This window comes from Nonomuraea wenchangensis (assembly GCF_900111685.1).
In the GTDB taxonomy this organism is placed as follows: Bacteria; Actinomycetota; Actinomycetes; order Streptosporangiales; family Streptosporangiaceae; genus Nonomuraea; species Nonomuraea wenchangensis.
In genome coordinates, this window is record NZ_FOHX01000002.1 from 431,614 (window position 1) to 445,179 (window position 13,566).

14 protein-coding genes are annotated in these 13,566 nt (G+C 72.5%); 7 read left to right on the forward strand and 7 right to left on the reverse strand.

The window, feature by feature from the left end; genetic code table 11:
- Positions 1 to 29: 29 nt before the first annotated feature.
- The 3 genes from metG to BMW85_RS06065 form a co-directional block, all read right to left on the reverse strand.
- Positions 30 to 1,439, reverse strand: coding sequence for a methionine--tRNA ligase (gene metG, locus BMW85_RS06055; RefSeq protein ID WP_091077942.1), 1,410 nt, complete (start codon positions 1,437 to 1,439; stop codon positions 30 to 32).
- Positions 1,440 to 1,595: 156 nt separating this feature from the next.
- The gene (locus BMW85_RS06060) at positions 1,596 to 2,063 is read right to left on the reverse strand and encodes a universal stress protein (protein WP_091077945.1); all 468 of its coding nucleotides are present in this window, start codon (positions 2,061 to 2,063) and stop codon (positions 1,596 to 1,598) included.
- Between the two features lie 28 nt (positions 2,064 to 2,091).
- Positions 2,092 to 2,724, reverse strand: a complete 633-nt coding sequence (locus BMW85_RS06065) for a DUF998 domain-containing protein (RefSeq protein ID WP_091077946.1) — start codon at positions 2,722 to 2,724, stop codon at positions 2,092 to 2,094.
- 231 nt (positions 2,725 to 2,955) lie between these two features.
- Here BMW85_RS06065 and BMW85_RS06070 point away from each other — a divergent pair, with 231 nt between their 5' ends.
- Positions 2,956 to 3,936 (forward strand): aldo/keto reductase, encoded by a 981-nt coding sequence (locus BMW85_RS06070; protein WP_091077949.1) that lies wholly within the window; start codon positions 2,956 to 2,958, stop codon positions 3,934 to 3,936.
- 9 nt (positions 3,937 to 3,945) lie between these two features.
- Here the strand turns inward: BMW85_RS06070 and BMW85_RS06075 are convergent, their stop codons facing one another.
- Positions 3,946 to 4,869, reverse strand: coding sequence for a sensor histidine kinase (locus tag BMW85_RS06075; protein ID WP_091077952.1), 924 nt, complete (start codon positions 4,867 to 4,869; stop codon positions 3,946 to 3,948).
- A 180-nt stretch (positions 4,870 to 5,049) separates the two neighbouring features.
- On the opposite strand from BMW85_RS06075, the gene BMW85_RS06080 reads away from it, so the two are divergent.
- The gene (locus BMW85_RS06080; protein WP_245774649.1) at positions 5,050 to 5,610 is read left to right on the forward strand and encodes a DUF1707 SHOCT-like domain-containing protein; all 561 of its coding nucleotides are present in this window, start codon (positions 5,050 to 5,052) and stop codon (positions 5,608 to 5,610) included.
- Here BMW85_RS06080 and BMW85_RS06085 read toward each other — a convergent pair.
- On the reverse strand, positions 5,580 to 6,692 hold the full coding sequence (locus BMW85_RS06085; RefSeq protein ID WP_177240513.1) for an aromatic ring-hydroxylating oxygenase subunit alpha: 1,113 nt from the start codon (positions 6,690 to 6,692) through the stop codon (positions 5,580 to 5,582). The genes BMW85_RS06080 and BMW85_RS06085 overlap by 31 nt on opposite strands.
- 64 nt (positions 6,693 to 6,756) lie before the next feature.
- Positions 6,757 to 7,860, reverse strand: coding sequence for an FAD-dependent oxidoreductase (locus BMW85_RS06090; RefSeq protein WP_091077959.1), 1,104 nt, complete (start codon positions 7,858 to 7,860; stop codon positions 6,757 to 6,759).
- A 50-nt stretch (positions 7,861 to 7,910) separates the two neighbouring features.
- Between BMW85_RS06090 and BMW85_RS06095 the strand changes: the two genes are divergently transcribed.
- The 3 genes from BMW85_RS06095 to BMW85_RS06105 all read left to right on the forward strand — a co-directional run bounded on the left by BMW85_RS06095 (position 7,911) and on the right by BMW85_RS06105 (position 10,502).
- Entirely contained in the window at positions 7,911 to 8,474 is a 564-nt protein-coding gene (locus tag BMW85_RS06095; RefSeq protein ID WP_091077962.1) for a TetR/AcrR family transcriptional regulator, read from the forward strand.
- An 89-nt stretch (positions 8,475 to 8,563) separates the two neighbouring features.
- On the forward strand, positions 8,564 to 8,938 hold the full coding sequence (locus BMW85_RS06100; RefSeq protein WP_091077963.1) for a DUF8711 family protein: 375 nt from the start codon (positions 8,564 to 8,566) through the stop codon (positions 8,936 to 8,938).
- A 94-nt stretch (positions 8,939 to 9,032) separates the two neighbouring features.
- Positions 9,033 to 10,502: a DUF2079 domain-containing protein gene (locus BMW85_RS06105; protein ID WP_245774650.1), complete on the forward strand. Its 1,470-nt coding sequence runs from the start codon at positions 9,033 to 9,035 to the stop codon at positions 10,500 to 10,502.
- On the opposite strand, the gene BMW85_RS06110 is transcribed toward BMW85_RS06105, so the two are convergent.
- Positions 10,481 to 11,593, reverse strand: coding sequence for a glycosyltransferase family 4 protein (locus BMW85_RS06110; RefSeq protein ID WP_177240514.1), 1,113 nt, complete (start codon positions 11,591 to 11,593; stop codon positions 10,481 to 10,483). The genes BMW85_RS06105 and BMW85_RS06110 overlap by 22 nt on opposite strands.
- Positions 11,594 to 11,616: 23 nt before the next feature.
- Between BMW85_RS06110 and BMW85_RS06115 the strand changes: the two genes are divergently transcribed.
- Both BMW85_RS06115 and BMW85_RS06120 read left to right on the forward strand, forming a co-directional pair.
- Positions 11,617 to 12,435, forward strand: coding sequence for a PIG-L deacetylase family protein (locus BMW85_RS06115; protein WP_245774651.1), 819 nt, complete (start codon positions 11,617 to 11,619; stop codon positions 12,433 to 12,435).
- Positions 12,436 to 12,484: 49 nt separating this feature from the next.
- Positions 12,485 to 13,546 (forward strand): lysylphosphatidylglycerol synthase domain-containing protein, encoded by a 1,062-nt coding sequence (locus tag BMW85_RS06120; protein WP_091077970.1) that lies wholly within the window; start codon positions 12,485 to 12,487, stop codon positions 13,544 to 13,546.
- Positions 13,547 to 13,566: the final 20 nt, after the last annotated feature.

Below are 13,566 nucleotides of genomic sequence, written 5' to 3' on the forward strand. Positions count from 1 at the left end.
GTCAACCTAGACGTCGGGCCGTCCGGCCGTCAATGAGCGACGCCGGACAGCCTCCGGTAGAGCGGCGCGGGCGGGCCCAGCCGGTCACCGCCGACCGCCGCCGCCACCCGCGCCGCCGCCGTGGGCAGGAAGGGCTCCAGCTGTACGGCGAGCTCGCGGCAGGCGGCGACGAGGCCGCCGAGCGTGCGCTCCCGCGCCGGGCCAGCCTGTTTCCAGGGCTGCTCGCGGTCGACGTACCGGTTGGCCTCCTCGACGAGCGTCCAGACGGCCGCGGCGGCGCGGCGGAAGTCGAAGTCCTCCAGCGCCTCGTGCACCGCGCCGGACACGCCCACGGGCGGCTCGCCCTCGGGCACGTGGCCGTCCAGGAACCTGCACACCATCGTCACCACCCGGTTCACCAGGTTGCCGAGGCCGTTGGCCAGGTCCTCGTCGTAGCGGGCGATCAGGCGGGCCTCGGTGAAGTCGGCGTCGCCCACGCGCGGCACCTCGCGCAGCAGCCACCAGCGCACCGCGTCGCTCCCGTACGCCGCCACGAGCGCCACCGGGTCCACCGCCCCGCCCGCCGACTTGCTGATCTTCCTGCCGTCCACCGTGAGGTAGTCGTGCACGAGGATGTCCGTCGGCAGCGGCAGCCCGGCCGACAGCAGCATCGCCGGCCAGTACACCGCGTGGAACCTGATCACGCCCTTGCCCATGAGGTGCGCCTTGCGCCGCTCGCGCACCCACCAGCGCTCGTAGTCGCCGCCCTCCAGGGCCGTCACGTAGTTCGCCAGGGCGTCCCACCACACGTACACGACCTGGCCGGGGTCGTCCGGCACCGGGATGCCCCAGCCGCGGGCGCGGGCGGCCGAGCGCGAGACGCTGATGTCGGCCAGGCCCGCCTCGACGAACGCCAGCACCTCGTTGCGCCGCGCGGCCGGCTCGATCCGCAGCCGGCCGCCGCGGATCAGCTCGGCGAGCGCGTCCTGGTAGCGGGAGAGCCGGAAGAACCAGTTCTCCTCCGACACGGCCTGCAGCGGCTCGCCGTGACCGTCGGGGCAGGGCCCCGCGGGGTAGAACTGCTCGCAGCCCACGCAGTAGAGCCCGTCGTAGTGCCGCCGGTAGAGGTCGTGCCCGACGGCCCGCCAGATCCGCTCCACGCCGGCGCGGTGGCCGGGATGACCGCTGGTCCTGATGAACCCGTCGAACGACAGCTCCAACGGCCCGCGCAGCCCCTCGAACGCGGCGGCGTTGCGGTCGACCAGCTCGCGCACCGGCACGCCCTCCGCCTCGGCGGCCAGCACGTTCTTCAGCGAGTTGTCGTCGGTGCCGGTCTGGAAACGCACCGGCTCGCCGCGCCGCCGGTGGTGCCTGGCCAGCACGTCGGCCTGGACCAGCTCCAGGGCGTGCCCCAGGTGGGGGCGGGCGTTGACGTAAGGGATGGTGGTCGTGATGTACATCGGGTGCCTTCCCGTGGGGCCCCCGGACACGACGAGAGGCCCCGGCTAGCAGGGCCTCAACGTGGACGTCGCCGATGAACCCCGCTAGGGGGCCAGCATCACCTGGGCGATCGTCATGCGGCCATGCTAGCGGGTGGACCGGCGAGCCGCAGCGGCCTATTCCGACCGGGGGTCCGTCCTCGGGGAGGGGACCACCAGGACCGGGCGGTGGGCGTGGTGCAGCACGCGGTCGGAGGTGCTGCCCAGCAGCAGCGAGCGCACCCCGCCGAGCCCCCGGGTGCCGGTCACGATGAGCGTGGCGTCGAGCTCGTCGGCCGTGTCCACGATGGCCGCCCACACCGCCACCGCGTCGGCCTCGCAGCGCGGTGTCGCGTCGAGGCCCGCCTGCCTGGCCAGGTCCGCGCCGCGTCTGGCCAGCTCCTCCATCGCCTTGCCGATGGCCTCGTCGCCCGCGGCGTCGGTGTCGATGGTCATCATGAGGCCGGCCGAGGCCCGCGCCGAGGTCATCGCCAGGCGCTCCCACACCGTCAGCACGACGGCCTGCTCGCCCTTGAACATCCGCCCGGCGAAGGCGATGGCCTCCTTGGCGTCGTCGGAGCCGTCGTACGCAATCAGGATCGTCATGCCAGCACTCTTTCCCTGCCCGCGGGTTTCACGCCTGCCTGATCACCTGCCGGGCCGCGAGGGCGCGCCGGGCGGCCGGGCGCAGCATCGACAGCCCGGCCAGCGCCAGCACGGCCACCTCGGTCACCACGACGGTCCGCTGGATGAGCCCGGCGGGGATGTCGTCGTTGGTGAGCGGGAGGCCGAACATGCGCACCACGTACGGGATCACGACCAGCACGAGCGCCCCCAGGGCGGTCAGGCACAGGATGCGCATCGAGCGGGCGTACCGGACCCGGGCCTTGGCCAGCAGCAACCCGGCGACAGGCATCATGAGGAAGGCGGCAAAAGCGGCATAGCGGTGGATGCCTCCTGACAACGACAGAGGCACGCCCGGCCGGTCGGTGGGGAAGGCCCCGATGAGGAACATGCTCGCGCCCCAGGCCACCAGCAGCCCCACGACCCAGCGGTTGCCCCCGGCCCGGCGCAGCGCCTCGGCGATCAGCGTCGCGCCCACCGCGAACAACGTCAGCGAGGCCGGCAGCAGCCAGCCGGACTGCTGCCAGGCGTACTCACTGATCACGGTGTGCATGGGGTCGAGCCCCGCCTCTGCGTGCAGGGTGAGCATGGCGCCTGCCCCGGCGCCGATGGTCGCGAATCCGCTGACGAGCAATGCCTTCATGCCTCTTAAGCTCGTGGAACGCGGCTTCGCGGAGTATCCGAGATCAACCCCAAGGAGCCCTGAAGCTCCCCTTAGTCCTTAAGTAGCGACAGATCCAGATCAGCGCGTTGACCTGGGAGGAGATGACCCTGGGTAGGGTTTGCCCCCTCAGGGTGGGCAGGGTTGTCCCTGGTTTGACTTGGAGCGCGCTCCAGGGGCCAATCTGGACTCATGACGAACCAGGGGGACGGAATGAAGAAGCGCACTCTCGGCGCCGGCGGCCCGCAGGTCTCCGCGCTCGGCCTGGGCTGCATGGGCATGTCCGAGTTCTACGGCCCGGCCGACGACAGCGAGTCCGTCGCGGTCATCCACCGCGCGCTCGACCTCGGCATCACCTTCCTCGACACGGCCGACATGTACGGCAGGGGCGCCAACGAGGAGCTGGTCGGCCGGGCCGTCAAGGACCGGCGCGACGAGGTGGTGCTGGCCACCAAGTTCGGCATCAAACGGGACGGCGACACCCGCACGATCGAGAACAGCCCCGACTACATCCGGGCCGCCTGCGACGCCTCGCTGCGCCGCCTCGGCGTGGACCACATCGATCTCTACTACATGCACCGCCGCAACCCGGAGGTGCCGATCGAGGAGTCCGTCGGCGCCATGGCGGAGCTGGTGCGCGAGGGCAAGGTCCGCCACCTCGGCCTGTCGGAGGTGAGCGCCCCGACCCTGCGCGCCGCGGCCGCCGTGCACCCGATCGCGGCCCTGCAGAGCGAGTACTCCCTGTTCACCAGGGACCTGGAGGCGGAGATCCTGCCGGCGGCGCGCGAGCTCGGCGTCGCGTTGGTGGCGTACTCGCCGATCAGCCGCGGCCTGCTGACCGGCGCGCTGCCCACTTCGGGCGAGCTGGCCCCGGACGACTTCCGCCGCACCTTCCCGCGCACCTCCGGTGAGAACGCCGAGCACAACGCCCGGCTGGTGGCCGAGGTCAAGCGGATCGCCGACGCGGCCGGCGTCACGGTGGCGCAGCTCGCGCTGGCCTGGGTGCTCGCCCAGGGCGAGGACGTCGTGCCCATCCCCGGCACCAAGCGGCTGAAGTATCTGGAGGAGAACGCCGCCGCCGCCGACATCACGCTCACCGCCGAGCAGCTCGACGCGCTGGCCGCGGCGGTCCCGGCGGACGCGGTGGCCGGGCAGCGCTACGCGAGCATGGCCGACGTCGAACGGTATCGGTAGGGGCCGGCGTCAGGGCAGGTCGAAGTAGGCGCGTACGACGGTGCCGCCCGGCCGGGTGTGGACGCGGACGAGGTCGGCGAGCAGGTTGACGATGAGCAGGCCGCGCGAGCCCGGGACGCGCGGGTCGACGGGGATCCGTCCGGCGAGCGGGTCGCGGATGTGGCCACGGTCGCTGACCTCGCACACCAGCCGGTCGGCCGTCGCCCACACCCTGATCGTGCCGGAGCCGCCGCCGTGGTCGAGACTGTTGGCGCCCAGCTCGGCCACGACCAGCCGGATGTCGTCGAGCCGGTCGCCCGTGAAGCCCAGCTGGGCGGCCTGCCGGGTGGCGAGGTGCCGCGCGGCCGGCAGGTCGGCCTCGCCGAAGCGCAGGGAGACGCACTCGCCGGGCTCCTCCAGCGGCCGGTTGTGCGCGTCGATCACCCGTTCGGGCGCATAGTCGCCGCTGGGCCGCTCGCCTTCGGCGTCGAGCAGGACGGGGTGGGTGCGCGCGGCCTCCTCGACGATCGCGGGGGCGAGCGCGGCGGCGTCGTACGGGCACAGGATGGTGGCCTCGCGCCCGGCGAAGGCCAGGTTGATCAGCGCCTCGTGCTGCGCGCAGGCGGGGTAGGCGGTCGCCGGGCGGCCGGCCCAGATCGGCTCGCCGATGATCCGTACCCGCCGGCCGGGGTGCCGGTCGGCGAAGTCGCGGAGGACGGCGGGGATGATGCGCCCGGGATTGCGGCCTTCGACACCCATGTCGAGCATCCGGACGGCGCCGGCGTCGGGGCCGAGCCCGGCGGCGATGAGCGCGAGGGCGGGCGCGGGGACGGCGACGGCCACGGGCTCCCCCGCCGCCAGGCCCTCGCGGACGAAGGCCGTGGTGGCGGAGACGTACTCGGCCGCGCTCCGGTAGAGCAGCGCGGGGTGGGAGAACGGTCCAACCGATTTCATCACGCCTCACGCTACCCAAGGTTGAGGAGTTCATGGGAAAGGGTTGGGTACCACATAGGTGTGAAGAGAGTGCAGGTGATCCTCCGCCCCCGTCCGGTCCGGCAGCCGGACCCCCTCGATCTGCGGACCCCTTCCGGACGGCGGCTCCCGTTCTGAGCCCGCCGAACCTATGCTCAAGACATGTCGGATTTGCACATGCGGGTCTCCGACGAGGACCGTGAGCGCACTGCCAGCCGGCTCCAGCACGCCTTCGCCGAGGGCCGCCTCACGCGGCCCGAGCTGGAGGACCGGCTCGGGCTGGCCCTGACCGCGCGGACCTACGGCGACCTGCTCGGCCTCATCACCGATCTCCCCTCGGCGGAGCAGCCGCCGCCGCAGGACGACGTGGTCGAGCTGGAGTCGAAGAGCGATCACATCAAGCGCTCCGGCGACTGGGCGGTGCCGCGCAGGCTGCGCGTCACCTCGAAGTACGGCAGCGCCGACCTCGACCTGTCCCAGGCGGTCATCCCCCATCCGGTGGTGGAGATCGAGGTCGACCTGACCTACGGCTCTGCCAAGATCATCCTGCCCGAGGGCGGCACGGCGAACGTGGACGGCTTCCGCAGCGACTGGGGCCATGTCTCGACCACCGACGTCCCCGGCCGCCCGAGGCCCGGCGTCCTGCACGTGGTGGTGACCGGCGCCGCCAAGTACGGCACGCTGACCGTGCGCTACCCGCGCAAGCGCTGGTTCACCCACTGATGGAACAGCGCGATGTGGTGCTCGCTGGGCACGAGCACCCCTCCTTCCCGGTAGGCCCGTGAGGACATGCCGGGCTGGGTGCGCTCGCAGGCGTCGAAGTCCTGCTCGTTGACCCGGTGGAACAGCTCCACCGACCTCGACAAGTCCGCCCCCGAGGCGACCACGTCGGGGTGGTAGAGCCAGTCGCACTCCACCAGCGTCCGGTCCACGGCCAGCGGGAACATCCGGTGCACGATCACGTGGTCGGGCACCAGGTTGACGAACACCTGCGGCTTGACGGTGATCGCGTAGTAGCGGCGGTCCTGCTCCCGCGCGAGGTCGGGGAGCTTGCCGAACCCGGGGCCGCCGTCCACGGTGAAGCCCTCGACCCGCTCGGCGAACTCCGCGCCGTGGCCGACGTAGTACTGCGCCGCGTAGCCGCCGGCGAACTCGGGGAGCACGGCGACCAGCTCGGGGTGGATGGTCGCGCAGTGGTAGCACTCCATGAAGTTCTCGACGATCAGCTTCCAGTTGGCCTTGACGTCGTAGCTGATGCGGCGGCCGAGCGCCAGCTCCTCGACGTGGTAGCGCTCGATGGCGGCGAGGTCGCCGAGCCGTTCGGTGGCGGCGCCGGTGACGGTCTCCTCGAACGAGGGCGGCTCCGCGGCCAGGCACACCCACGCGTAGCCGAGCCATTCGCGCAGGTGGACGGGGATCAGGCCGTGGGCGACGCGGTCGATGTCGGGCATCTTCGCCAGGTTGGGCGCGGCGGCCAGGCGGCCGTCGAGGTCGTAGGACCAGGCGTGGTAGGCGCATCGGATCGTCCGCCTGACCTCGCCGGCGGGCTCCTCGCAGAGCCGGGCGCCGCGGTGCCGGCAGACGTTGAGGAAGGCGCGCAGGCGGTGGTCGCGGCCCCGGACCACGATCACGCTCTCCCTGCCCACCTGGACGGTGCGGAACGCGCCGGGCCGCGGCACGTCCTCGCCGCGGACGGCGCAGAACCAGAGGCTTTCGAAGATCTTGGCCTGCTCGTCGGCGAAGACGTCGGGGTCGGCGTAGGAGCGGCCTGGGAGCGTGGGGATGAGGCTCGACGTGGTGGTCAACCGACACCGCCTTGTTGCGTATGACGCACCGAGTTGCTCTATCTGCGACATCGTGAGCTGGCGTTCATGAGGCTGTCAAGAGGTAGGTGCTGGCCCGGCGCAGCCAGGCGGTGTTCAGCCAGGTGGCCAGCCGGTCGGGGATCAGCCCGGCGGCCGGACGGTGCATGTCGGTGAGCTCGGTGGCGGCCAGCCGGGCCGGGCGGCGGGCGACCCGCGCGCGGGCGCGCTCGTAGCCCCGCAGGTCGTCCAGCGAGCGGGCGAGCAGCCAGGCGTCCTCCAGCGCCTGGTTCGCGCCCTGGGCCATGGTGGGCGGCATGGTGTGGGCGGCGTCGCCGGCGAGGGTCGTCGGCCCCCTCCCCCACACCTCGGGGATCGGCTGGCGGTGGTGCGGGAAGAAGTCGGGCGCCGGGGAGGACCCGGAGAGGGAGCCGAGGACGGCCGGCACCGGGTCGGCCCAGCCGCCGAAGCGCTCGCGCAGCCGTTCGGCGAGGCGCGGGTCGTCCGCCCAGAACGGCTCGCCGGGCGCCGAACGCACGTCGAACCACCACAGCAGCCGCCCCTCCCCCGCCGGGATGAGCCCGCACAGCCCGGCGAGGCCCGCCATCATCACGGCCGCGCCGCCCCCGGTGAGCGACGTCGGCGCGGTGGTGAAGCCCTGCCAGGTCACCCAGGGGGTCAGCTCGGCCCGGTCCTCGCCCCACAGGGCGGCGCGCACCACCGAGCGCCGCCCGTCCGCGCCCACGAGGACGTCGCCGCGCACGGTGGTCCCGTCGGCCAGGCGCGCCTCGGCCCGCCCGGGGTCCACGTGCTCGACACGGGCTCCATAGGTGACGGGGACGCCCTCGGCGAGCAGCTCGACCAGCTCGCCGCGGGCCACGTGGACGGTGGGGTGGCCGTACTTGCGCTCGGCGGCCGTGAGGTCGACGGTGACCAGCCTGCGGCCGTCGGAGCTCCACGACTCCAGGGTCTCCAGCCGCCGCCCGACGCGGCCGTGGTCGGCCTTGAGCTCCTCCAGGATGCCGGTGCTGCCGGGCCAGAGCGTGACGGAGCCGCCGGCGGTGCGCGGCTCGGGGGACTCCTCGTACACCTCGGCGTCGTGGCCGGCGGCGAGCAGGCCGCGCGCGAGCGCGAGACCGGCGACGCCCGCACCCACCACTATTACTCTCATAAGACTCCCTGATTGTGAGACTCGGGGTATCAGATACGAGGAGTATCACTATGTCCGCGCGCGGCCGCAAGCCCGATCCCACGGTCGACCACCGCATCAGACAGGCCGCCACCAAGTTGGTGCTCACGCGGGGCTTCGACTTCACCATGGACGACGTCGCCGAGGAGGCGGGCGTGGGCAGAGCGAGCGTGTTCCGCCGCTACCCCACCAAACGCGACATGCTCCTCCAGACCCTCGCCGGATTCATGAACACGCACGTCGCCATCCCCGACACCGGCTCGCTGGAGAGCGACCTGCGGGTGGTGGTGACCGACACGCTCGCCCTCTGGCACAGCCCAGGGGTCTCCCGCACGGCCAGGCAGCTCTACGGCGAGGCCGGCCGCGACCCCGCCGTGGCCGAGATCATCCGCACCGGCATGCGGACCAGGATGGAGCGGTCATGGGTGGTCTACGAACGCGCGATCGAACGCGGCGAGCTGCCCCCCAACGCCGACCTGTGGCTCCTCACCGACCTGTTCACCGGCCTGGTCGCCTACCGCGGCCTGCTCGACCTGCCCTTTCCCGAGCCGGAGGAGATCGTCCAGGTCCTGCTCCACGGCTTTACACCGGCTTGACGGACCGGGTGTTAGCGGGGTGCAAGTGGAGATCAAGCCCCGGCCCTAACGTTCTCGGTGTTCGCTCAACCAACGAAGGGCACCGGAAGATGACTCCCCCTCGCCGTCGCCTGGCCGTCGCGGCCGCGACGCTCTCCCTTGCCGTCCTGACCACCGCCTGTGGCGCGCTGGGACAGGCGGTCGACTGCAACACCGCTGCCCAAGAGGCCAGCAAGATCATGACGGACTGGAGCTCGGAGGTCACCAAGAACGCGACCGACGCCAACGCCGTCGGCACCGCCTCCGCCACCGCCGCCGACAGGACCAAGGAGCTCGCCGGCAAGTACGACGGCGACGTCGCCGCCGCGCTCAACGACCTCGCCGCCGGGTTCGAGAGCATGGAGAAGGGCGACGTGGCACAGATGACGGAGTTCACCGGCAAGCTGAACGGGTTCTCCAGCAAGATCACCGCCGCCTGTTCCTGACGGCCGGATCCGCGGCCGCCGTACCGCCTGCGGGGGGCAGGCCGGCGCGGCGGCCGCGCCACTTTCGCGCGGATTCGTTCTAGTCTTGTCGCCCGTGACGGCTGGAACCGACCTCGCGCCGGACGGCGCCGCTCCCCCCGCACGACGGGGCTGGAGGGTCTCGCTCAGTGGCCACCGGCTGCGGGTGGGCGTGATGACACTGCTCGCGGCGGTGGCCTACGCCGTGCTGGGGCTGGTGAAGCTGGCCTCCTTCCGCGCCACCACCCTGGACCTGGTGATCGTGGACCAGGCGGTGCGCAACTACGCGGCGTTCCGGCCGCCGTACGTCCCCGTGCTCGGCATGTTCCACGGGCGCGGGCTGGACTACGTCCAGCTCGCCGACCACTTCTCGCCGATCTACGCGCTGCTCGCGCCTCTCTACTGGATCCACGACGGGCCGGGCACGCTGATCGTGGCGCAGGCGGCGCTGTTCGCCGCGGCCGTGCCGTTCCTGTGGAACTACACCCGGCGGGTGCTCGGGGTCGCGCCCGCCTATCTGGTGGCGGCGGCGTACGCGCTGTCGTGGCCGGTCGCGCAGGCCGTCGCGTTCGACGCGCACGAGGTCATGTTCGTCCCCGTGCTCACCGCGATCATGATCGAGCGCTACCACGCGGGCAGGGAACGGGCGGCGTTCCTCGCGATGCTCGCCCTCCTCCTGGTCAAGGAGGACATGGGGCTCATGGTCGCTGGGATCGGGCTGTGCCTGTTCGTCATGGGCGAGCGGTGGCGGGGGACGTTGTGCGCCACGTTCGGCATCGGGGCCGTGCTGCTCATCCGCGGGCTGGTCACCTCGGTCTTCGGCGGCAACGCGCAGGACTTCTGGGCCTACGGGCACCTCGGTCCCGACGTCCCCGGCGCGCTCCTGGGCATCGCCCGCGACCCGCTGGCCGCCCTGCTGCTGCCGTTCAGCGAGGAGGCCAAGGTCGACACGCTGTTCCTGCTGACCTGGCCCACCCTGATGCTCTGCCTGCTGTCGCCGCTGTCGCTGGCGGCGCTGCCGCACGTGCTGGAGCGCATGCTGTCGGACCGCCCGCAGTGGTGGCAGGCCGACTTCCAGTACAGCGCGTTCACCGTGGTCATCATCATCTGCGCGGGCGTGGACGGGGCGGCCAGGCTGCTGCGCATGCTCGAACGCTCCGACGACGCCACGCTCAAGCTGCTCTGGTCGGCCGCCGCCTGCGTGATCGCGCTCACGCTGGTGCCCAGGTTCGCCTTCGACCAGCTCTACCACCCGTCCTTCTACAAGGAGCCCAAGGCGGCCGCCGCCGCCGAGGCGGTGAGCAAGGTGCCCGACGGCGTGCTCGTCGAGGCGCCCAACTCGGTCGGGCCCGCGCTCACCGCCCGCGCCACCGTGCTGCTGTGGGGGCCCACCTCGCACAACGCGCCCTGGGTGATCGCCGACACGGCCCGCTGGGAGTTCCCGTTCGGCTCGTTCGACCAGCAGGTCGCCAAGGTCGGCGAGCTGCAGGCCCAGGGCTATGTGATCGTCTACGAACGCGACGGCTACGTGGTGCTGCGCCGCTGATCGCGGGCCCGCTCGTACGCCGACCCGAACCCCTCCAGCACTGCCGGCCACGACCCGGCCGCGGGCGGCGTCGCCCGGTTGTGCGCCGCGATCGCCTCGCGCAGCCCGGCGTCGGCGCACAGCCGCGCCACCGCCCGCGCCAGGTCGCCGAGGCTCCGCCCGAGCAGCCCCTCGACGCCGTCGGCGACGAAGTCGGCCACCCCGCTCTGCGCCCTCGCCACCACCGGCACCCCCGCCGCCCGCGCCTCCAGCGCCGCGATGCCGAACGACTCGCGCGGCGCGGGCGCCACGAAGACGTCGGCCGACTCCAGGACCTTCGCGATCTGCTCGCGGGAGTAGCGGCCGGGCAGCGACACCCAGCCGGCCATGCCGTGCCGGGCCAGGAAGCGTTCCATCTGCCCCCTGGCGGGACCGTCGCCGACGATCGTGGCCCGGACGGGGATCTCGGCGGGCACCCGGGCGCGGGCCGCCTGGAGCAGCTTCAGCAGGCGTACGGGCTGTTTGCGCGGCGCCAGCCGGCCGACCGCGACGACGTGGACCTCCTCGCGCCGCTGCGGGGTGCCCGGCGGGGGCGCCCAGCCCGACAGGTCGAGACCGTTGGAGACCACCTGGACCGGCACCCGGGGCCCGGCGACCGCGCGGATCGGCACGGCCGCCGCGCTGCTCACGGTGGTGGCGACCAGCCCCCACCGCTGCCAGCCGTACGCCGCCCGCAGCAGCCGGTAGACCAGCCGGGTCAGCGGGTCCCACATGCTGTGGACGGTCACCACGCACGGCGCCCCGGCCCGCGCCGCCGCCCGCACGCCCATCCACGCGAACGGCGAGACCGCCCCGGTGTGCACGTGCACCACGTCGGGCCGCCCGGCGGCGATCCACCGCGTCAGACGGCCGACGCCACGCGGGTGGACCGGCAGGTCGAAGGGCATCCTCGCGACGATCCTGCGCACGCCCTCCAGCGGCTCGCCCCTGGTCGCCGTGGCCACCGTCACCTCGTGCCCGGCGGCGCGCTGCACGCGGACGAGATCGGCCACCTGCACCTCGATCCCCCCGAGTCGCGGCAGGTAACAGTCGCTCACGTGAAAGATCCGCACCCCTCCCAGACTAATCTGGGCGTGTGCCTCCACGTACCGCTGTGTTCTTCCATGCCCACCCCGACGACGAGGCCCTGCTGACGGCGGGCACCATGGCGATGCTCGCGGCCGAGGGGCACCGCGTGGTGCTGGTCACCGCCACCGCGGGCGAGCGCGGCCTGGCCGACATGGCGCCGGGCGAGGCGCTGGGCGAGACCAGGCTCAAGGAGCTCTACGAGTCGGCCGCCGTGCTCGGCTGCGCCCGCGTCGAGTGCCTCGGCTATGGCGACTCGGGCCTCAGCCCCAAGGGCGGCAGCGCCGAGGAGCGGCCCGACAACGCGTTCATGGACGCCGACATCGAGGAGGCGGCCAAGGCGCTGGCCGCGATCCTCCAGGAGGAGCGGGCCGACCTCCTCGCGATCTACGACCCGGCCGGCGGCTACGGCCACCCCGACCACGTGCAGGTGCACCGGGTGGGCAGCCGGGCCGCCGAGATCGCCGGCACCGAGATCGTCCTGGAGGCGACGGTCAACCGCGACCCGCTGGTCCGGCTGCTCAAACTGGCGACCAAGTTCTACCGGTTCCCGCCCGAGTTCGACGTACGCACCTTCGAGAGCGCCTACTCACCGGGCGAGGCCATCACCCACCGGGTCAACGTGCGCCGCTACGCCCGCCAGAAACGCGGCTCGATGTCCGCCCACGTCTCCCAGGCGAGCGGCGGCGACAGCGACCGCACGCTCGCCGTCATGCTGAAGGTCCCCGGCCCGCTCTACCGCCTGGTCTTCGGCACCGAGTGGTACGTCCGCCGCGACCTGCCGCCCGGCGCCCGGCTGCGTCATCCTTTCGAGCGGTGGCCCGAGTAGTCCCTCGGAGGGATGATCGGCCCTCCGGGAGGGGGCAGACTGGGTGCCGATGAAGAACAAGTGGCTGCAGATCGTCCTTTCCGTGCTCTCGCTCGGGCTGGCCGTCCTGCTCGTGATCTATCTGCCGCAGATCGTGCGGGCGCTCACCGGCAAGCCCGTGTCGTGGGCCGAGATCGGCGCGGTGTTCGGCGCGCTCGGCGCCGGCGAGATCGCCCTGATGACGGCGCTGTGGCTGCTGAGCCTGCTGGCCTACACGTTCGTACTGACCAACTCGCTGCCCGGCCTCACCAACCTGCAGGGCCTCACGCTCAACGCGGCCGGCAGCGCGGTCAGCAACCTGCTGCCGTTCGGCGGCGCGGTCGGCGTGGCGCTGTCGTTCGCGATGACCAGGGGCTGGGGCTTCGGCAACCGGGCGATCGTGGTCATGACGCTGGTCAGCGGCATCTGGAACACGTTGTTCCGGTTCATCCTGCCGGCCGTCGGGATCATCGCGCTGCTCGTCGCGGGCGAGGCGCCCAACGCCACGGTCGCCAACGCCGGCTGGACCGGCGCGTTCGCCATCCTGGCGCTGTGCGCGGCCGTGGCCGCCGCGCTCTACTGGGACCGCGCCGCCGACCTGCTCGGCCGCGCGCTCGACCGGATCACCGGGCTGCTGCGGCTGCGGGTCCACGCCGGCGAGCACTTCCACAAGCTGCGCGCCGACACCGCCGAGATCGTCCGCACCCGCTCGCTCGGGCTGTCGCTCGGCATGGTGTTCTTCCTGGGCTTCCAGTGGGCGATCATGGCCGCCTGCATGTGGGCCACCGGCGCCTGGCCGGGCCTCGCCCAGTCGATCGCCGTCTTCGCGCTGTCGCGGGTGCTCACCAGCGCGCTGGTCACGCCCAGCGGGGCCGGGATCATGGAGAGCGGCGTGGTGTTCCTGCTCACCGCCGCCTTCCACGTGCCGGCCGCTCCGGCCACCGCGACCGCACTGCTTTTCGGGTTCTGGACTTACACTATCGAGATCCCGTTCGGTGGCCTGGCCCTGGGCGCGTGGGCGCTGCTGCGCAGGCGCGGCGGCCGGGGCACCGGCGCGGAGTCCCCGTCGGCGATCTCGAAGGCCCCCCAGTGACAATCCCAAACCCCTCAAAG